At 43.0% G+C, this 20,189-nt stretch carries 13 protein-coding genes; 2 read left to right on the forward strand and 11 right to left on the reverse strand.

Features of this window, described 5'->3' with window-relative positions; genetic code table 11:
• Positions 1-32: 32 nt before the first annotated feature.
• Both tamL and DQ356_RS05080 read right to left on the reverse strand, forming a co-directional pair.
• Entirely contained in the window at positions 33-2,351 is a 2,319-nt protein-coding gene (gene tamL, locus DQ356_RS05075; protein WP_114303387.1) for a translocation and assembly module lipoprotein TamL, read from the reverse strand.
• Positions 2,351-7,348 (reverse strand): translocation/assembly module TamB domain-containing protein, encoded by a 4,998-nt coding sequence (locus DQ356_RS05080; protein ID WP_228420651.1) that lies wholly within the window; start codon positions 7,346-7,348, stop codon positions 2,351-2,353. Before DQ356_RS05080 ends, tamL begins: the two co-directional genes overlap by 1 nt.
• 318 nt (positions 7,349-7,666) lie before the next feature.
• Here DQ356_RS05080 and DQ356_RS05085 point away from each other — a divergent pair, with 318 nt between their 5' ends.
• Positions 7,667-8,170 (forward strand): acyl-CoA thioesterase, encoded by a 504-nt coding sequence (locus DQ356_RS05085; protein WP_114303388.1) that lies wholly within the window; start codon positions 7,667-7,669, stop codon positions 8,168-8,170.
• A gap of 17 nt (positions 8,171-8,187) precedes the next feature.
• Entirely contained in the window at positions 8,188-9,231 is a 1,044-nt protein-coding gene (gene thiL, locus DQ356_RS05090) for a thiamine-phosphate kinase (protein ID WP_114303389.1), read from the forward strand.
• 96 nt (positions 9,232-9,327) lie between these two features.
• Here the strand turns inward: thiL and DQ356_RS05095 are convergent, their stop codons facing one another.
• From DQ356_RS05095 to mraY, 9 genes are read right to left on the reverse strand one after another with little or no spacing between them, the layout of a single operon-like run.
• Positions 9,328-9,774: a GatB/YqeY domain-containing protein gene (locus DQ356_RS05095; RefSeq protein ID WP_114303390.1), complete on the reverse strand. Its 447-nt coding sequence runs from the start codon at positions 9,772-9,774 to the stop codon at positions 9,328-9,330.
• 20 nt (positions 9,775-9,794) lie between these two features.
• Entirely contained in the window at positions 9,795-11,627 is a 1,833-nt protein-coding gene (gene ftsZ, locus DQ356_RS05100; RefSeq protein ID WP_114303391.1) for a cell division protein FtsZ, read from the reverse strand.
• 20 nt (positions 11,628-11,647) lie between these two features.
• Positions 11,648-13,012, reverse strand: a complete 1,365-nt coding sequence (gene ftsA, locus DQ356_RS05105) for a cell division protein FtsA (RefSeq protein WP_114303392.1) — start codon at positions 13,010-13,012, stop codon at positions 11,648-11,650.
• A gap of 21 nt (positions 13,013-13,033) precedes the next feature.
• A complete protein-coding gene (locus tag DQ356_RS05110; protein WP_228420644.1) occupies positions 13,034-13,864 on the reverse strand; it encodes a cell division protein FtsQ/DivIB in 831 nt (276 codons plus the stop codon).
• A 1-nt stretch (position 13,865) separates the two neighbouring features.
• Entirely contained in the window at positions 13,866-15,218 is a 1,353-nt protein-coding gene (murC, locus tag DQ356_RS05115) for a UDP-N-acetylmuramate--L-alanine ligase (RefSeq protein WP_114303393.1), read from the reverse strand.
• On the reverse strand, positions 15,215-16,354 hold the full coding sequence (gene murG, locus DQ356_RS05120; RefSeq protein WP_114303394.1) for an undecaprenyldiphospho-muramoylpentapeptide beta-N-acetylglucosaminyltransferase: 1,140 nt from the start codon (positions 16,352-16,354) through the stop codon (positions 15,215-15,217). The genes murC and murG overlap by 4 nt, the downstream gene beginning before the upstream one ends.
• 10 nt (positions 16,355-16,364) lie before the next feature.
• Positions 16,365-17,603, reverse strand: a complete 1,239-nt coding sequence (locus DQ356_RS05125) for an FtsW/RodA/SpoVE family cell cycle protein (protein WP_114303395.1) — start codon at positions 17,601-17,603, stop codon at positions 16,365-16,367.
• Positions 17,603-18,931 carry a UDP-N-acetylmuramoyl-L-alanine--D-glutamate ligase gene (gene murD / locus DQ356_RS05130; protein WP_114303396.1) on the reverse strand — a complete coding sequence of 443 codons (1,329 nt, stop codon included), beginning with the start codon at positions 18,929-18,931 and terminating at the stop codon, positions 17,603-17,605. Before murD ends, DQ356_RS05125 begins: the two co-directional genes overlap by 1 nt.
• A 1-nt stretch (position 18,932) precedes the next feature.
• Positions 18,933-20,174 carry a phospho-N-acetylmuramoyl-pentapeptide-transferase gene (mraY, locus tag DQ356_RS05135; protein ID WP_114303397.1) on the reverse strand — a complete coding sequence of 414 codons (1,242 nt, stop codon included), beginning with the start codon at positions 20,172-20,174 and terminating at the stop codon, positions 18,933-18,935.
• Positions 20,175-20,189: the final 15 nt, after the last annotated feature.

Below are 20,189 nucleotides of genomic sequence, written 5' to 3' on the forward strand. Positions count from 1 at the left end.
TTCTTTTACAATTTTCATTCTTTTGGCCGGCATCAGAAAGGATAACCGATGGCAATATTCAGGATAAGATTGTCCCGGCGCCATTGGCTGCTTCCGAAATTGATTTTATCAAAAGTCCAGCGGTCGCCCTTTTCATAGTACGGAACCCGGAGCGGCATGGCAAGATCCAGACGTAAAATAAGAATCGAAAAGTCCAGACGAAGTCCGACGCCCGCGCCTACAGCGATTTCACTCAACCAGTCTTTAGAAAATTTTGCTCCGGGGCGTGAAGTATCCTCGTTCACCAGCCAGATGTTTCCGGCATCGGCAAAGGCTGCGACGTTCAAAAATCTGACAATATTCGCACGGTATTCCGCATTTAATTCCAGTTTAATATCACCGGACTGATCAAAGTAAAACCCGTTATTGTTTCGCGGATCGTAGCTTCCCGGCCCTAAAGTCCGTGCCCGAAATGCCCGGATGCTGTTGCTTCCACCCGCAAAAAACTGTCGGGAGAAAGGAATATATTCTGAATTTCCGTAGGGATAGGCGATTCCTGCAATAATTCTGGAGGCAAAGGAGGTTTTTTCTGTGAATTTATGATAGAAACGGAAGTCGTTTTCCATCTTGGCAAACTGGCTGAAAGGAATATCAAAAATTTCCTTCTGATTTCCGTTTTTTGCATTGGCTCCGGACAGTAATCCGGCGAGGTTCCCTGCAAGATCCAGCATTCCACGGTAATAAATGGTATTGGTTCTGGGAAGCATAGTGTTGGTGTACGTGTACGTATACACCGGCCCGAAAATAAGTTGCTTTTCCACAACCCGACGCAGCGCAGGTGTTACTGCAATAGAATCGTACAGCGGTGTGACATTGGCCGGTTGTACCAAAGTAATATCGATCAATTTTAAATCATGTTCTTTCCGAACATTTTCTTTCCAGACATAACCGAAAGAAGTGTTGAAATTATTAAGCGTATAATACTTGGTCCGGTTCTGAAATTCGTAGCCCAAGGTAATATTGGTTCGAGGTACGAACGCACTGGAAGACTGAAAACGGAAAGGGGCCACAATTCTGGGGATGGAAAGTTGTGCATTCGCTCCGGCACGGAAAAGGTTGTTAGCGTCTTTCGGGCCGCCAATTTGAACATCAAATGCGCCGTAGGTTGAGATTTTCAACTGCTCGGCACCGCGGAAGATATTGCGATGAGTCCAGTTGAGGTTCACTTCGCTTCCGGCATAATTGGCAGAATTGGTTCTACCCAAAGCTTCCAGGCGAAGTGACTGCAATTCTCTCGGAGTCAAAAGATAATAGGCATCAAATTGATGATTGAGTGAGTCTGAAACCACAAATTCATTCTTGACAAATTTAAAAACCCCAAGACTGATGAGGCGGTTCAGCGTGAGGTTATGATCCGCTCTGTTGTATAAATCTCCTTTTTTAAAATACAAAGCGCGGTCGAAAATAATGGGTTTGAATTTCTTATCAGGGTCCACCACATAAATGTCATTATAGATATGGGTCGTCAGTGAATCCGAGTGCATCGGAATTTCATACGTTCTGTTGGCTCTTCTTCGGATGTCATAGTCAGAAAAAACGATCACATTATTGATTCTGAACTGTTCTGTTGCCAGCGGAGGAGTGTTGTCTTTCAGTTTAACAATCAACTCCACTTCCTGATTTTCGCTCACGGTACTGTCTGCCTGAACGATGATGTTGTCCGGATGGAAGTAATAAAAACCTTTTTCCTTCAGGCTGTTGTCTATCCTTTCTCTTTCAGCTTTAATAATGTCGAGATCGAAAGGATCTCCTTTTTTCAGGAATGTTTTGTCCGTTGTTTTCTGAATTTCCTGATTGATTACTGAAGAATCTGCCGGAAAACTGACATTGCTGATGAGGTATCGCGCACCCGGATGTACCGTGTAGATCACTTTGGCTTTTTTGTTTTTGGATACGGTATCATAGGTGGCTCTCACATTGAAATATCCTTTGTTCTCGGAATAATTTTCAATGATATCTTTGTTGAATTCCCGGTCTACATCACTGATGAGCACGGGTGCTTCGCCCAATTTGTATTTCATCCAATAACGGAAGCCTTTGTCTTTTTCAGGTTCCTTGGTGATATTGTAAAAGAAAAGTTTAGGCCGGAGCCCCAGAAAAGAAGTATTGGGTTTCGGAACCAGGTTGTCTTCCAGAGCAGCTTTCAGTTCCTTTTTATCTTTCTTTTTTATTGTATCGCTGACGATATTGATTTCCGCTCCGGTGTACAGCATTTCGCCTTCCGCGAGATATTTGGTATTGCACGAAAGGAAAATTCCTGCAAGAACTGCAGTAAGAAAATATTTGCTGAATGTAAAAGTATTTCTTTTCATTATTTAAATTCTACACTGTTCTTATTATGATTCCGGCGGTTTTTATTTCTTTCTTTTTTCCTGAAAATGTCCCGGAATTTATTGTAATCCAAGGTGATGATAAATCCTACTCCTGTTTCTATGATCTGACCCTGCAAGGCAACCTGATATTCATTTTTTCGATACGCTCTCAGCATATACCTTCCGTCTTTTGAGAGGCTATAATCAACCGTTACATCGCCGGCAATGTTGGTGGTGTTTTCGTTTTGGCGGGCATCGCCTTCCAGTCCGAAATTGCTTCCTACGGAAACTTTCAATCTGTCATCAAGCAGTTTTTTGCTGATGTCCACACCCAGATCGGTTCTCGTATTTCTGGCCCCGCTTGTATAATCTTCGGAAGATTCCAAATCGAAGGTCAGATCTACCCCTTCAATAAGATCTGAAGCCAGATTATTCAGCTGCTGAGACAGGATTTTACTGACACTCTGCCGCACCATAGTTCCTGCAGAAAGGCCGGCTTCGCTCTGGAAAGGATTCTCGCCGATAAAGCGGTTCAGCAATAATAACGCAAAAACCTGCTTGTTCATTTCCGCTTCGTCATTTTTCAACTGTGCCAGTTTGGCTTTGGTATCATCCAACACCTGAGTGGATACCGACACATTATCCTCATCGGTTGTAATATCGAAAGTAATGACAGGTTTCAGGAGTTCGCCGCTGAGTTTCAGTAAAGTATTGAACGGAATTCTCTGTTTGTACTGGTTCATTTCTTCTGCCGACCTGCCAGAAAGTTGCTGCTCCAGCAAATCGATGGGGGCTGCATCGGTTTTGTACACGGCGGTGATGTCGAGGTCAGCGGTGGTGGGTTCACCCGTCCAGGTGATGGTGCTTCCTTTTTCAATATCGAACCGGCGTTTCAGCATGCTGACAGAAAGTTCGTAGGCTCCTTCTTCCACAACATAAACGCCGACCAGCGTAGTTTTGCCGGAAGGATCAATGCCCCCTGTGAGTTGCGCTTCGCCCTGAAGTTCCACGAAATCTCCGTTAGCCTTATCGATAATAATGGAAAGTTTGGCTTCTTTGTCCACTTCGATATTCACATTCACGTCCATTCCCTGAATCTTTGTTTCGGCAACCAGTGAATCTGCTTTGATGGTTTCCTGAAGGGCGATCTGATCCTGGTCAATAAACTCCACAATACCTGCACGCTCCTGCAAAGAAGGTGTGGACTGAGGAATAATAAAAGTGAAATTGGTATTGTCGGCAACTGCAATTCTCCCGTCCACCCTGGGAAGATCCATATTTCCGCGAACCTGTAATGACGCATCCACAGCCAGAATTCCATACATCATCGCATCATTGGATTTTTCAGAATTCACCACTTTGAAATCCTGTGCATTCACATCGAGGTTAAAATTAAAATCACGGTAAGTGTCTGTGAGGATTTGTCCGTCAATCACTAAAGAGTTTCCGTCTTTATCATTGATTTTAAATCTGTTGAATTCAATTCCACGGCCGGTGAAGTCGATTTTATCATTAATATTCCGGAAGTCGCTGCCGGTTTGGGCAATCATCAGTCCGGCGTTATTGAATTTCAGGCTTCCGTTAAGGTCAGGATTCTCCACCGTTCCCTTGATTTTCATATTTCCGGAGAGATAGCCTTCGGTATTGGTGACGGCATTCATCGAAAATCCCTGAACTGTCTGCATTTGCAGTTGGCGCATATTCATATCCAGATCAAACGTTCCTGAAGAAGTATTGTAATCGCCCAGAATTTTCACATCGTTGTTGTTTCCGGAAAGGGTAACGTCGGCATTCAGCACATTGGCGGTGGTGTTGTTAACTTTCAAATCCAGATTTCCGACCGGGCTTCCATACACGAGAAGATTGGTAATATCCAGATCGGACACAAAGGTCATGTTGCTGTTCAGGTTGCGAAGTTGTGCAGTGCCGTTGATGGTGCCCTGTGCCAGAAGAGAATCTTTTTTGATGATTTCGGTGAGGGTTTCAATTTTAAAATCTTTCAATGAAACATTCAATGGACTGTTGCCTGCCATGGATTCAGACTGAAGAAGGATTTCACTTCCCGCATTTGAAATCCGGAAGTTGTCTGCAAAAATTCCCTGTTCTCCGATCACAATTTTATTGTTCGGAGCCACTGTCCAGTCGTCATAATTTAATTTCAAACCGTCCGTGTTCAGTGCAATTTCCGTAGCTGAGCTGACGGAAGCTGCTGTTCCCGCAATCAGATATTGGGTAACGTCTTTTTCATCTTTTGTGGTGACAGAATATTGGATGGTATTGTCCGCTACATCTCCGCTGATGTTGATTTTATCCAGGGCAAAGCTTTCACTCTGCAAAGTTGCGACGTCCATTCTCACCTGTAAAGCCCGGTTTTCATTGGTGATAAGCAACGAGGCATCCTCTACGGTATTTTCACCGTATAAGAGTTGGGGAATGCTTCCGTTCACTTCCAGTCTGCGGGAATCGGCATCAAAATTTCCGTTCAAAGTTATGGTCTCAAAACTTTTAAGATCGGGGACAAACCTGCGGATCAGATCATCGTTTTTGATGCTGGCATTAAAAGTGAAATGCTGATTTGGATCGGTTTTTTGTAGGGTTCCGGGTTTTTGAAACTGATAATACTGATTCAATGTTTCCTGCAAGGCGCCGAAAATCTGGGTCATTTTGTATTTCCCTGAAAGTTCAATATCGGCAACTTGGGACTGGAGTGTAAGCTGATTCAGGCTGTCGGTCGAAACGGCGTTCAGGTACACTTCCTGCAGCGGAAAAACATCTTTGGTATCGGAAATGGCAAAATTCTGAAGGCGAAGTTCACCGTTCAGGAAATCGGGGTTCAGGTTGGTGAAATCCCCGTCCAGTTTTCCGGCGATAATCATCGGATCCTGATAGAACCCGAGTTTATTCAGATCCAGGCGGACAATATCACCGTTTATTTTTACGGACGGATTGTTTTCGTTGTATATTCCCGATGCGGCCAGTTTCAGGTTGGCATTCGGATCGCGGGAATCCAGGTTCAGGCGGTACGCACCACGGTTCATGCTTCCGTCCAGATTCATATTCCGGTATCGGTAACCGTTATAATCCGCTTCTTTTACGATTCCTTTTACATCGGCATTGGCCTGGTTCAGATCAAAACTCCGGCCTTTCGCTGCAATCTGAGCCGTCACTATTCCGAGGTCTTTATTCTGAGTGATTCTGCCGATCTGCAGGTTCTGCAGGTTGGCTTTTACATCGTACAATTCCTGATTTTTGCGGCGCATATCGACTGCTGCATCGACCGTAGCATTACCCAATGTTGAAATCAGTTTCAGTTCGGTGTTCACCTGTTGCGTAGTTCCTTTCGCATTTCCGGAAAGGGTGAAAAAAGAGGGAAGGGTAATATTGGAAGGAATGGTTCCTTTTGGAACAAGATTATAAATCGTTTTAGAAGCGGAAGAAAGCTCGCGGATGTTGAGGTCATAAGACAAATGATCCGGATTCATCGCGTTTCTGATCTTCCCTGAGGCGTTCACTTTCATTTGATCCAAACCCGAAAGCTGAAGCGTTTGGATATGAAGATCGTTCAGTGTTCCTCTCATGCGGGTGTGCAGATTCAGGATTGCGTTCGGATATTGGCTGAACGGCGCAGTGTTTCTAAGGTCGGGCGCAAAAGTAAGAAGGTCTGCAAATCCGATTTTAGAATTTCTGATATTCGCTGAAATCTTTACAGAGCCCGGATTCTCTGAAAGCTGTTCGATGGAATTGTAATTCAGGACGATCTCATCCCGAAGCAGCGTTTTTGGAGTTTGTAAATACAGGTTTCTCAGGAAAGCCTGCTTTTCCCGGTAAGCAAAATCGGTTCTGAATTCCTGAATGTTTAGTCCGCGGTTTTCCCGGATCTCAGCACTGTTTACCCTTCCAGCAAAGGTTCCGTTTTCCATTTTGAAATCTTCCAGATTCAGGTTGATATTACTGAACTTCAGGTGATTGAAATCCGTTCCGCGCCGGGCTGGTGCGGCTGCGGTATTGTTGTACTCCACCTGCACGTCTTCCAGAGTCAGTTTTCCCAATAAAAGTGACATGGGTTTTTGTGTTTCATCTGCTGCATTTTCCGGCGGAGTTTGGGAATTATTGCTGGAAGGAAGATAAAGGTCCGAACGGATTCTTGCTCCTGCCAGTTTCAGGTTTTCGATATCGAAAGCGTTGTTTTCAATATCAATTTTATTGATCTTTGTGCTCAGTTCTTTGAAGATCACTTTTGCAGAAGCCCGTGAATTGTCATCGCCGTAATCTACATCAAAATTGGTAAATTTTACACTGTTCAAGTCAATTGACATTGGTTTTTTCCGGTTAAGGGAATCGATGGTTTCTTCCACTTCTTCCGCCACTTCTTCTATGAGATCCTGCTGAAGTTTCAGTTTCAGTCCGTCGAGATCAATGTTATTGACCGCGTAATTATTATTTTCCAGATCGAAAGTTCGCACTCGGGTATTCAGTTCATTAAAATGAAAACGAATATCGTTTTGTGCCTGAAGATCAGTAAAAATGACGCCGATGTCTTTCAGGTGGATTTTATCCAGCGAAATAATGAAGGGTTTGGAAGGGCTTTCTTCTTTATCTTCGGTGGCGAAAGCGTCCAGAATATAATCGAAATTGAATCTTCCTTCCTGATCGCGAACTACATGAGCGCGCACGCCTTCCATTTCTATTGAGGTAAGGTCGGCGGTGGAATTGATGAGTTTCAGAAGATGAAGCCCGACATCCAGTTTTTTTACGGACAGCAGGGTATCCAGTTCCTGACCTTGAAGGTGGAGGTTTTCCATCACGAGGCTGTTCGGGAAATCGATGTATACCCGTTCAAGACTCACATCGGTTTTGATTTTTTCTTCCAGATACACCACGAGTTGGTCTTTCACATAATTTTGTACAGCAGGAATCTGCAGGCTTAGAATCAGGCCAACAATAAGCACCAGAAGAGAGGCCAGGCCAATCAGCGTGTATTTTACTATCTTTTTCAGTGGGTTTTCAATAGGGTTTCAGCAAAAATAAACATTTTGGCTAAGCTTGCTTTATAAGATTTGAGGAAGAGGTTTATAGGATTTGGGTGATGAAATTGGTTTATTACTCTGTATTTTCAAAACTATTGATGTTATTAGGTTTTATAAAAAATATACCAATTACAACTCTTTTTTTAATGAAATAAAAAAAATGGTTTATTGGAAGAGTTACAGTTTTTATGTTTTTTTATTGCTTCATAGTTCTTTTGTGGATTGATAAAAAAATTAATACACGGATCACTTCCCTCCCAAATCTTTATCTTTGCAGAAATCTGAAATATGTCTGTTTACTATCATACTTTTGAAGTGCGCTGGAGTGATATTGATGCCAACAAGCACCTCGCCAACTCTGCTTATGTAGAATACTGTGCCCAAACGAGAATGTCTTTTATGGGAAAAAATAAAATGGGTCTCAGCGAACTGAACCGCTGGGGAATTGGCCCGGTGATTCTGCATGAACAGTATTCTTTTTTTAAGGAAATTTATCTTGATCAGGAAATAAAAGTAAGCCTGGAAATCAACGGATTCTCTGAAGATGGAGGAATTTATCGTTTTCTTCACCAATTTTATCTTCCGGATGGAACCCACTGTGCGACATCCGAAGCTTTGGGAGTCTGGATTGATATGATGCTGAGAAAATCCACCACGCCGCCGGATGATATCCTCGTGTTCATGAAACGTTACGGTTCGGAAAACGCTGAGGTTCTCACCAAAGATCATCTGAAAGCCTTGCCTTTCCGGCCGGAGAATGTGGATCCAAAACTCTTTACTATTCAACCTTAATTTTAAATTTTTCACTGATGCTTGAAAATAAAAATCAGGACCTGACGCCGATTTCAACTTTAGGCGAATTTGGCCTTATCCGTCACCTTACCGAAAAGTTCAGCCTGAAGAATCCGTCGTCCGAACTGGGTGTTGGCGATGATGCCGCTGTTATTTTTCACGAAGGAAAAAGAATGGTGGTGAGCACAGATCTGTTTGCCGAAGGCGTACATTTCAACCTGGGTTATGTTCCTTTGAAACATCTGGGATATAAAACCGTTGTGGCCAACCTCAGCGATATTGCTGCAATGAATGCGGTGCCCACTCAAATCCTGGTTTCTGTGGCAGTTTCCAACCGCTTTCCGGTGGAAGCACTGGAAGAGATTTATTCAGGAATTGCGCTGGCGTGCGGGAAATATAAAGTGGATTTAATTGGCGGCGATACCACGAGTTCCACCTCCGGTTTGGTGATGAGCATTACCGCCATCGGCGCTGCGGATCAGGATAAAATTGTCACCCGGAAAGGTGCCCAAGAAAACGATTTGTTGGTGGTGACCGGAGATCTGGGAGGTGCCTATCTCGGACTTCAGATTCTGGAAAGGGAACACGCTGTATTTCTGGCAAATCCGCAGATGCAGCCTGAAATGGAAGGTTATGATTATCTGTTGGAAAGGCAGCTGAAACCCGAAGCGCGAACCGATGTGCAGGAAATTCTGGAAGGTTTGGAAATCGTTCCGACGGCCATGATTGATATTTCGGATGGCCTGGCTTCAGAAGTACTTCACCTTTCAAAACAGTCGGAGGTCGGTTTCAGAATTTATGAAAATAAAGTTCCGCTGGATCCGCTGACGGTTTCTACGGCGGAGGAATTCAACATCAGTCCCGTAATGTGTGCGCTGAACGGAGGTGAGGATTATGAGCTTCTTCTCACCATTGCACCAAAGGATTTTGAGAAGATCAAAAACCATCTGGATTTTACAGTGATCGGCCATGCTGTTGAGCTTTCTCAGGGCAATCATCTGGTGCTGAGCGGCAGCAACGAACTGGCGGAAATTACCGCTCAGGGATGGAAACATTTTTAATGTAAAAAAACCCGGAACCAAATGAGGTTCCGGGCTTCAATCAAATCGATATGCAAAGGTTGGATATCCACACAATGCCGAAAAGTGATGTGCTGCTTAGGAAAGCAACTTTTTCACCATTTCGGAGATGCTTTTTCCGTCGGATTTTCCGGCTAAAGCTTTAGAGGCTGTCCCCATTACTTTCCCGAGATCTTTGACAGAAGTGGCACCGGTTTCTTCTATAATTTTCTTAATTTCTGTTTCCAGTTCAGCAGTCGAAAGCTGTGCCGGCAGAAACTTTTCGATGACCTTCATCTGATCCGTTTCCACGGTCGCCAGATCATCTCTTCCCTGTGCAGTAAACTGCTCATAGGAATCTTTCCGCTGTTTGATCATCCGCTGAAGAATGGCGATTTCCTGTTCGGGAGAAACTTCTGCACCACGGGCTTCTGTCTTCAGCAAAATAATCTGCGATTTTACGGCGCGCAAAGCATCGAGAGCCGTTTTGTCTTTCTCCCGCATTGCGGTTTTGATGGCATCATTGATGGTATTTTCTAAACTCATTTTTTGCTTTTTTTAAAAGATTAATCTACATCTTTATTTAGAAATCTGTTTTCGCGAACCTGCATTTGTCCCTTATCGTTTTCGGAAAGGAAGGTTTGCACATGTTGCTCCGAAGCATTATTTCCATCGATGGTAATGTTTTTTCTTCTGAAAGCGGGAATGGTTTCGAAATCACTTTCATGCTCCGTTACCAGATATCTGGAATTGAATTCTTTCAGTTTGTTTCTTCTTTCTGCCACTTTGTCCGAATGAACGGTTTTATTGATAAAAGTAAATTCTTCCGTTTCCATAGTCGGCTCTGCATCAGGAATGAGCTGGGTTTCCGGTTTTGCTGTATTATTTTCCGGTTTTGCAAAATCTTCCGACTTTGAGGAAGTTTCCTTTTCTTCTTCAAAACTTAATTCGGGAATCGCATTATTTATGAAAAAGCTGTATTCCATCGGTTTTTCTTCGTCTTGCTGTTGCGAAGAAACTGGCGGCACATTTCCGAAAGTATTTTCATCTTTGGCAGGTTTCTCTTCTGTTTCAAAACGGAACGACTGTGTTTCCAGATCCTGTTCGGCTAACGGTTCGGCATTTCCCGAGAAAAGAGGTTCAGCGTTATGAGAATCATCATTTTCTTCAAATTGTCGGTACTTTTCTTCTCGGTCAATGATTTTAAAATCACTTTTAATTTCCTTTACTGCAGCGGTATTTTTCGGAAAATCAGGAGTTCCTGTTTCATCTTCATCATCTAGGCGGAAAAGCGTCGGCGAACTGAAGTCTTTTGCTGATGATTCCTCTCTTTCTGAAGCACATTTGAATGGAGAGTTTCTTGGTGTATCGTTCAGATTGTATTTTACTTTCTCGGTAAAAGCTGTGTTTTTCTGATTGTCTTTGGCAAATCCAGTGGCAATGACCAATACGCTCACTTGCTCTTCTAATTCCTCATCAGTTCCGACCCCGAAAATAATATCGGCGGTATTTCCGGCTTCCTGCTGAATATGATCCATAATAATTCCGATTTCGTCCATGGTGACTTCCTGCGAACCACTTCTGATGAGTAGCAGGACATTTTTGGCGCCGGTAATTTTATTATCGTTCAACAACGGAGAATCAAGGGCCTTTTTCACGGCTTCTTCGGCTTTGTTTTCACCGGAAGCGGATCCTGTGGACATGAGTGCAGTTCCGGAATTCTGAAGCACCGATTTGGCATCACGGAAGTCAATATTCACATCAAAATATCCTGTGATGACTTCGGCCATTCCTTTTGCTGCATTGGTCAGCACTTCGTCGGCTTTAGAAAATCCCTGTTTGAAGCCTAAGTTTCCAAACTGCTGGCGAAGTTTATCATTATTGATTACGATCAGAGAATCCACATTATTTCTCAGTTTTTCCAATCCGAGTTCCGCCTGATCCAGCCTTCTTTTTCCTTCAAAACTAAAAGGTACGGTTACGATTCCTACAGTCAGGATTCCCATTTCCTTTGCCACTTTTGCAATAACGGGAGCTGCTCCGGTACCGGTTCCGCCACCCATTCCGGCTGTGATGAAGACCATTTTGGTGTTTTGTCCCATCGCTGCTTTTATTTCATCGATGCTTTCGATGGCAGCTTTTTCTCCGACTTCCGGGTCGGCACCTGCGCCCAAACCTTCTGTGGTGGAAATTCCCAGTTGAACTTTATTGGCAACGGGGTTGTTGTCCAATGTCTGTGCATCGGTATTGCAAATCACGAAATCTACGCCGTGAATTCCTCTCTCGTACATGTGTTTCAGGGCGTTGTTACCGCCACCGCCGACTCCAATAACCTTAATGATCGACGAATTTCCTTTGGGCAGATCGAACGAAAATCCTTGTGTGTTATAATTTTCCATATTGCTTATTTTAATTTGATTTATTCTACTTCTTCAAAGAACTTTTTAACTTTTTCCATTAACGACTGTCCGAAAGTGAGGCCTTTTCTCTTCCTTTCAGCATTGGATTCGCCGGTTTCTTCATTTGAAACTGTTTCCTGTCCGTTGTCAGAAACCATTTCAGCGGGAGTGCTTTCAGTAGCTTCAGCGGTATTTTCCACTTCCGTAGTATAGGATTTTTTGTCTCGGATTTTTAAACTTTCCATCAGTAATCCAATTGCGGTGGCAAATTCCGGCCCTTTCAGATACTGGTTTTTATCATTCACAATATATTCGTTGGCGAAACCGATTCTGCTGTCGAAACCGGTGGTGTAATTGGCCAGCAGACGAAGATTTTTAAGGTTGGATCCGCCGCCCGTCAGGACAATTCCCGCAATCAGTTTTTTCTTCTGCTCGAAGGCGCCGTAAGCTTTCAGTTCAGTGTTTACCATTTCCAGAATTTCTTCTACACGGGCACCTACAATCTGCGCCAGTGTTTTCAGGGAAATTTCTTTATCCTGTCTTCCGTGCAGTCCCGGAATGGTGACAAAAGTGCTTTCCTTCTCCATGTCCGGAAGGGAAGAGCCAAACTTCACTTTCAGTTGTTCTGCATGTTTTTCGATGATGGAACAGCCTTCCTTGATGTCATCCGTAATAATTCCTCCACCATAAGGAATGACGCAGGTATGACGGATAATGTTGTCTTTGAAAATTGCGATATCGGTGGTTCCGCCGCCTATGTCAATGATAGCAACTCCGGCTTCTTTTTCTTCCTTGGTGAGTACGGCTTCGGAAGAAGCGAGGGGTTCCAAAGTGAGCGCTTCCATTTCCAATCCGGCTTCCTTTACACATCTTGCAATATTCCGGATGCTTCCCATCTGTCCTACCACAACGTGAAAATTAGCTTCCAGGCGTTTTCCGTGCATTCCGACAGGTTCATGAATTTCACCTTCACTGTCCACTTTATATTCCTGAGGAAGAACATGAATAATTTCCTCGCCGGGAAGCATGACGAGTTTTTTCACCTGTTCTTTCAGGGCTTCGATGTCTTTTTCTGTAATATACTGATCGGGATGTTCTCTCATAATATAATCGGAATGCTGAAGCGAGCGAATATGCTTTCCGGCGATCCCGACGGTTACTTTATGAATAGGAACTCCTGCGCTGGCCTGTGCTTCTGCAACGGCCGCTTTTATGGAATTGATGGTTTGGGAAATATTGTTCACAATTCCCTTGTGCACGCCCAAACTTTTTGCTTTTCCGACACCCATGACTTCGATTTTCCCATGAGCGTTTCTCCGTCCGACAATGGCGACAATCTTAGTTGTCCCGATGTCCAGTCCTACTGAATACTCTTGATTTTGCATTGTATATTGATTTGATTTGATTTATTCTGTTTTTTTTCTGATCATTTCTTGTTTCCTTTCGGCGAGTTCAGGAATTTTTGCCAGTTGCTTTTTCCGCACCGTTAAAATACTGTCGTTTCCTTCATACTGCGGATTGAGCGTGGTGACAATCTGATTGTCGTATTTTACGGAAACCTTGTTGTATTTATTCTGATCCTGAAAGACAAGGAATTTCTCCGCAAAGGTTTTGAAGCCTTTCACTTTGAATTCGATATTCTCCAGATTTCCTATTTCTACTTTGAAATTTCCTTCGCTGGTAAGGAGGTTGTAGTCCTTTTTCACTTTTGAAATACCAATAAAGTATTTCTTACTGAAAGGATCCTGGTTGATCTTGTCGATCAGCTCTGCCAAAGGAATGTATTCTTCCTTTTTTACATTTCCCGTCACCAGCATGCACGGATGCGAATAAATTCTGGAAACCGGAAATTCATTGCCTTTGCGGTCCACATAAAAATCGTTTCCGTTTTTGTTCAGCCTAAAGACGGGAACACGCTGTACGATATCCACATTCAGCCGTCCGTTCAGGTTCAGATACACATTGGCACTGTCGATGGACGGAAGCCTGCTGATCTTTTTTTCCAGTGCCGGAATATCAATATCACCAATCTTTTTAGTAGGATTTGATTTCTTAATTAAATTTCTGATTTCCTTTTCATCAATAAAATATACCTTTTCACTCTCCTGCAGCTCTACTAAATTGACAGATACCTGCTCCATTGGTGCATCGCTGAAACGCTGCAAAGAGAAGCTTAACAGAAACCCAAAAAGGATCACTGTTACGAGTATCTTCAGTATTCTCCACTTATTCTTCATGCTATTTTCTGCTGAGCCATTCTACTATCGGGTCATACAGCCGGTCGATATTTCCGGCACCCGCAGTAAGGATAATATCGAAATCTTTTTCTTTTATCAGTTCCAGGCTGTTCTCCAGCGATGTTACATTTTTGTTCTGATGAATAATTTTCTCTGATAACCATTCGGACGTGATTCCTTGGAAATCTTCCTGAAGTTCTCTTGCCGGATAAATGTCCAACAACAGCAGCTCATCACTATTGGAGAGGCTTTTTGCAAATCCGTCGGCAAAATCGCGGGTGCGGCTGAACAGGTGCGGCTGGAAAACGACCATTAACTTTTTCTCGGGATAAAAGGTACGGATAGAGTTTAAAATAGCATCCAGTTCCGTGGGATGATGCGCATAATCATCGATGTAAATTTTATCATCAAAATGATGAATGGTGTATCTTCTTTTAATGCCTTTGAAACTGCTGATGCCTTCCTGCAATGTGGGCATATCTATTCCCAAACTGCTGAGAAGGGCAATAGCGGCTGTGGCATTTTCCACATTATGAATTCCCGGGATTTCCCAAGAAAACGACGTTGTTTTTCCCTCATAATGAAAGCTGAAATGCATCCGTCCTTCCTCAATCTGAAGCTCATCCGAATAAAAATCAGCCGGACTGTTGACGGCGTAGGTCATGCAGGGCCGATTTAAATGAGTTCCTTTCCTCACAAAAAGGTGTCGGTTTTCCGGAATGAGATTTGCGAAATCCTGAAATCCCTGGCGGATGGTTTCAGCATCGCCATAAATATCCAGATGATCAGCATCATCGGAAGTGATAATAGCCCAATCCGGAGAAAGCTGTAGGAAACTTCTATCGTATTCATCCGCTTCCACGACGGAATATTGATTTCCTTTATAGAGGAAATTCGATTTAAAATTCTCAGAGATTCCGCCCAGAAAACAGGAGAAAGGAAGTCCAGCCACGTTGCATAAATGTGCGATGAGGGTAGACGTTGTGGTTTTGCCATGCGTGCCTGCCACAGCAATACATTCAGTGTGTTCCGTGATGAGTCCGAGGACTTTTGCCCGTTTCAGAATCTGAAAGTTATTTTCATTAAAATAATCCAGAATCTTCAGGTTTTTAATGGCCGGAGTATACACCACCAGAGTGTTGTCGGGATTTAAATCCGCAATATTTTTATGAATATCGTCTTCAAAAGTAATCGAAATCCCTTCTGCCACAAGTTCTTTGGTCAGTTTGGTTTCTGTTTTATCATATCCAAGAACGTTTTTCCCGGAAGCATGGAAATAGCGGGCAAGATTGCTCATGCCGATGCCGCCGATGCCTGCGAAATAGAAGGTTTGATATTTATCTAAGACGCTCATTCTGTTTTTAATTTTTTTAAAATTTCATCCACGATTTCCTGTGTAGCATTAGGTTTCGCAAAGAAATTGAGATTCTGCGACAGCGTAGCTCTTAGATTCTGATCATTGCAGAGTTCAGTTAGCGTTGCCCAAAATTTGTCTTTCATTTCGGAATCCTTTACCATTCTCGCGGCATTTTTCTCCACCAATTTCATGGCGTTCATGGTCTGATGATCTTCTGCCGCAAAGGGGAAAGGAACCAGAATCACCGGTTTTCCAGCTACGGAAAGTTCGGAGATGGCAATGGCTCCCGCTCTGGAAACGATGATGTCCGCAGCGGAATAAGCCATCGGCATATCAGTAATAAATTCCCTGAGCAGGATTTGCGATCCAAGGCGGGTTATTTTTGAATCTGATTCTAGTTTCTGATACTCCAGTTTTCCGGTTTGCCAAATGAGCTGACAGTTGCTTTCTTTGAGCAGATCTAAATGCTCCAACCAGCTGTTATTTAGCGTTTTGGAACCCAGTGAGCCTCCAACAGAAAGAATCACCAGTTTCTCAGGATCTAAGCCTAATTTTATTTTTGCTTCTTTGGAATCAACGCGCCCGGAAATGATGCTTTCCCGAATCGGATTTCCTAAAAATCTTGTTTTAGGTGCCGGAAACCCTTTTACTTCCGGATACGCCGTAAAGATCAATTGAGCGCTTTTGCTCAGGATTTTATTGGTGATCCCGGCATGTGCATTCTGCTCCTGAATAAAAACCGGGATTCCGAAGCTTGCAGCAGCATAGAGTGCAGGCCCGCTGGCGAATCCGCCGGTTCCAATAGCCAAATCCGGTTTGAAATTCTTAACAATATCTTTTGCTTTATAAATACTGGAAATCAACCGGAAGGGAAGTTTGATGTTTGCCAGTTTATTCCCACGGTCTATGCCGGTAATATTCAAACCCTGAATTTTATATCCTGCCTCAGGAACTTTTTCCATTTCCATTTTATTATTGGCTCCGATGAAAAGAAATTCAGCGTCAGGAAATCTTTTCTTTATTTCATCGGCAATGGCAACAGCAGGAAAGATGTGCCCACCGGTTCCGCCGCCGCTCATCAGGATATGCAGCGGTCTTGTATTCCGGGTATTTTCGGTGGCATTATTTTTCATTTTCTGCTGTTTATGCGATATCGTTTATTTCTTCAATACTTTGTTTTTTGCCCATTCCTTCCTCATCATACACCTGAATTCTTGAACTTACATTCAAGACTATTCCCAACTGGAAGTAGGTAACCAGCATGGAAGTTCCTCCATAACTGATGAGCGGAAGCGGCTGTCCCGTTACCGGAATGAGATTGACTGCCACAGCAATATTGACAGCAATCTGGATAAAAATCATCACTCCCATGGAGATAACGAGCAGCGAGCCGAAGAAAGCAGGCATTTTGCTGGCAATCATTACGATTCGTATGATGATAATCAGGTAAAGTATAATGAGTGCAAAAGCTCCGATAAAGCCGTATTCTTCTACAATAATGGCAAAAATAAAATCCGATGCAGACTGTGGAAGCATTTGTTTCAGTGCGCTTTTTCCGGGTCCCATTCCCGTAATTCCACCGTGAACGATGGCCGCTTTCGCCTGCATTACCTGATAGTTTTTTGCTTTAAATTCTTCAGTCGGCAGTTCGGCGGATTTATCTTTTGAATCAAAAAAAACTTCTACGCGGCTCATCCAGGTATGAACTCTGTTGCTACCTATGAGGTCTGTATGAAGGGCTACCATCACAAACATGGTTCCTGCTACGAAAGCCGTCGCCATAAATCCGGCGATATATTTCCAGTTCAGCTGGCCGATGATGAGCACTGCGATAGAAACCAACATGATCATCAACGCTGTGGAGCCGTTATCTTTTGCAACAAGGAAAAACACCAGAAGTATCGGCCCGAAAATGTAAAAGATATTTTCAATAGGCAATCTCTCCCTGTTGATTTTTTTCGTAAGATACCTGCACAAATAAATGACGAGCATGAGATAAGCAAACGAAGAAGGCTGAAAGGAGAACGGCGTTCCCGGAATTTTGAGCCAGCGTGAAGCACTTGCACCATCAATGGTTTGCCCTGTAAACATGGTAACCACCAGTAATATGGCTGAAATTCCTAATAAAATGGTGCTGAGCTTTCCGATGTATTCATATTTTACAAATCCTACCGCACGCATAAGGCCGAGACCGAGGATCACGAAGAAGAGATGCTTTAGCAAATGCCCTGTTGTGGTTCCGGTGTTCACGATATATTCCAGATTGGAACTCGCAGAATATACCGGAAAAACAGAAAATGCCGAAATCAAAATGATAGCGGTCCAAAGAACCTTGTCGCCCTTCAGGTATTCAAATTTGTTTTCTGTAGTTATTCCGTTCATTATTTTTTCAGGACTTCTTCTTTAAATTTCTTTCCTCTGTCTTCATAATTTTCAAAGAGATCAAAGCTTGCGCAACAAGGCGAAAGCAATACGGTATCTCCTTTCTCTGCAATATTTCTGCAAACCGCGACGGCTTCTTCCATACTGGAGGTATCGTAAATGGCCTGTTTTTTATCTTTAAAAAAATCAATAATCTTTTGATTGTCAAGACCGAGGCAAACAATGGCTTTTACTTTTCTCTTCACCAGTTCCTCTATTTCCGTATAATCGTTTCCTTTATCTACTCCGCCTACAATCCAAACGGTGGGTTTTTTCATGCTTTCCAAAGCATAATATGTAGCGTTCACGTTGGTCGCTTTGCTGTCGTTGATGTACTGCACACCGTTGATTTCCGAAACAAGTTCCAGACGATGCTCGACAGCCTGAAACGTGATCAGCGAATTCCGGATGCTTTCGTTGCTGATGTTCAGTAGTTTCCCGGCAATAGAAGCTGCCATGCTGTTGGCGACATTGTGTTTTCCCATGAGTGCCAGTTCTTCGATTTTCAGTGAGAACTCCTCATGAAGCTGTATGAAAATACGGTCTTCATCTGCATAGGCTCCTTCCGCTAAAGTCTCAGACGTAGAAAAAGGAAGCATTTTCGCTTTTATTTCCAGTTTTTCGAGGAGGTTTCTGCTCATTTCATCATCTTTATTGTAAATGAAAAAATTATCATTTTCCTGATTCTCGGTAATTCTGAATTTCGCCAGTGCATATTCCTCGTAATCGTAATTGTACTGATCCAGATGATCTTTAGACAGGTTCAGCAAAAGGGAGATGTAAGGCCGGAAATTCTGGATATCATCCAACTGGAAGGAACTTACCTCCAAAACGTAATAATCGTGATTTTCTTCAGCCACCTGTTTTGCGAAACTCTTTCCGATATTTCCACCCAGACCTACTTTCAGTCCGTCATTTTTCAGGATATGATAAATAAGGGAAGTGGTGGTGGTTTTGCCGTTGCTGCCTGTGACTGCGATAATTTTGGAGTCCGTAAACTCAGAAGCGAATTCAATTTCTGATGAAAGCCGGATTCCTTTTTGGTTAATTTCCAAAATAATATCTGCTTTTTTTGGAACTCCGGGGCTTTTTACAATCCAATCCGCGTTCAGTATTTTTTCATACGTATGCATGCCTTCTTCAAAATCAATATCATTTTGAATCAGCAGTTGCCTGTAATTTTCGCGGATGCTGCCCATATCGGAAAGAAATACTTCCATTCCTTTCTTTTTGGCCAACAATGCTGCTCCGACGCCACTTTCTCCTCCACCTAAAATTACTGTTCTCATACTATCTTACTTTCAGCGTTATTAAACAAATGATGGCGAGCATCACTCCGATAATAATCATCCTGTTTACAATTTTACTCTCATGATATCCATTCATCTGATAATGATGATGAAGTGGTGACATTTTAAATAATCTGTTGTTTTGGGCATATTCTAGTCCGTATTTTTTCTTTCTGTATTTAAAAACGGCTACCTGAAGCATGACGGAGATATTTTCGACCAGAAAAATTCCGCACAACACAGGAATTACCAGTTCTTTTCTTAAAATAATCGCCAGAACAGCGATAACGCCTCCTAACATCAGACTTCCCGTATCTCCCATAAAAACCTGCGCAGGATAGGTATTGTACCAGAAAAATCCGATGACGGCACCTACCATGGCTACAGCAAAAATGGTGGTTTCACCCATATTTGGAAGGAACATAATGTTGAGATAATCTGCAAAAATGATATTCCCCGAAACATACGCCAGAAAAGCCAGTGTAAGCAAAATAACGGCGCTGGTTCCAGCTGCCAAGCCGTCGATGCCGTCAGTAATATTGGCACCATTGGAAACGGCTGTGACGATGAAAATTACCATGGGAATAAAGATGATCCAGGCCCATTCCTGCTGTTCTTCTTCATCCATCCAAAAGAGGATTTTACTGTAATCAAACTCATTGTTTTTGAAAAAAGGAACGGTTGAAACAGTCGATTTTTCCGTTGGCATAAAGTTCTGTTCCACATTATTTCTGTTCAACACCTGCGCATCTGCATATTTTCTTTTGACAGTAATATCTGAGTGATAATACATGGTAACGCCTACGATGAGCCCCAGGCCGACTTGTCCTATAATTTTAAATTTCCCGCTGAGCCCGTCTTTATTTTTCTTAATTTTCTTCAGATAATCATCAATAAAACCGATGGCTCCCATCCACAGTACGGAAACGATGAGGAGCAGGATGTAAATATTTAGAATTTTGGTAAAAAGAAGTACCGGAATAAGGGTAGCGAGAATAATGATAAGCCCGCCCATAGTGGGAGTTCCTTCTTTTTGCTTTTGCCCTTCCAGTCCAAGATCGCGTACCAATTCCCCAAGTTGTCGTTTCCGGAGGTAATTGATGATTCTTTTGCCGTACACCATGGCGATGATGAGAGAAAGCAAAACAGCAACCGCAGCGCGGAACGAAATGTACCGTAACAGATTGAGCCCTGGAACGTGAATTCCGTTGGCTGTCAAATATTCGTAGAGGTAGTACAACATGTTTTTTAATTTATT

Origin of the sequence: Chryseobacterium lacus (assembly GCF_003336205.1) — a bacterium.
In the GTDB taxonomy this organism is placed as follows: domain Bacteria; phylum Bacteroidota; class Bacteroidia; order Flavobacteriales; family Weeksellaceae; genus Chryseobacterium_A; species Chryseobacterium_A lacus.

Bases quoted from the DNA above. Each gene is read 5' to 3' on its own strand.
- tamL (WP_114303387.1), bottom strand. From the start codon at position 2,351: ATGAAAAGAAATACTTTTACATTCAGCAAATATTTTCTTACTGCAGTT.
- DQ356_RS05085 (WP_114303388.1), top strand. From the start codon at position 7,667: ATGTCTGTTTACTATCATACTTTTGAAGTGCGCTGGAGTGATATTGAT.
- thiL (WP_114303389.1), top strand. From the start codon at position 8,188: ATGCTTGAAAATAAAAATCAGGACCTGACGCCGATTTCAACTTTAGGC.
- DQ356_RS05095 (WP_114303390.1), bottom strand. From the start codon at position 9,774: ATGAGTTTAGAAAATACCATCAATGATGCCATCAAAACCGCAATGCGG.
- ftsZ (WP_114303391.1), bottom strand. From the start codon at position 11,627: ATGGAAAATTATAACACACAAGGATTTTCGTTCGATCTGCCCAAAGGA.
- ftsA (WP_114303392.1), bottom strand. From the start codon at position 13,012: ATGCAAAATCAAGAGTATTCAGTAGGACTGGACATCGGGACAACTAAG.
- DQ356_RS05110 (WP_228420644.1), bottom strand. From the start codon at position 13,864: ATGAAGAATAAGTGGAGAATACTGAAGATACTCGTAACAGTGATCCTT.
- murC (WP_114303393.1), bottom strand. From the start codon at position 15,218: ATGAGCGTCTTAGATAAATATCAAACCTTCTATTTCGCAGGCATCGGC.
- murG (WP_114303394.1), bottom strand. From the start codon at position 16,354: ATGAAAAATAATGCCACCGAAAATACCCGGAATACAAGACCGCTGCAT.
- DQ356_RS05125 (WP_114303395.1), bottom strand. From the start codon at position 17,603: ATGAACGGAATAACTACAGAAAACAAATTTGAATACCTGAAGGGCGAC.
- murD (WP_114303396.1), bottom strand. From the start codon at position 18,931: ATGAGAACAGTAATTTTAGGTGGAGGAGAAAGTGGCGTCGGAGCAGCA.
- mraY (WP_114303397.1), bottom strand. From the start codon at position 20,174: ATGTTGTACTACCTCTACGAATATTTGACAGCCAACGGAATTCACGTT.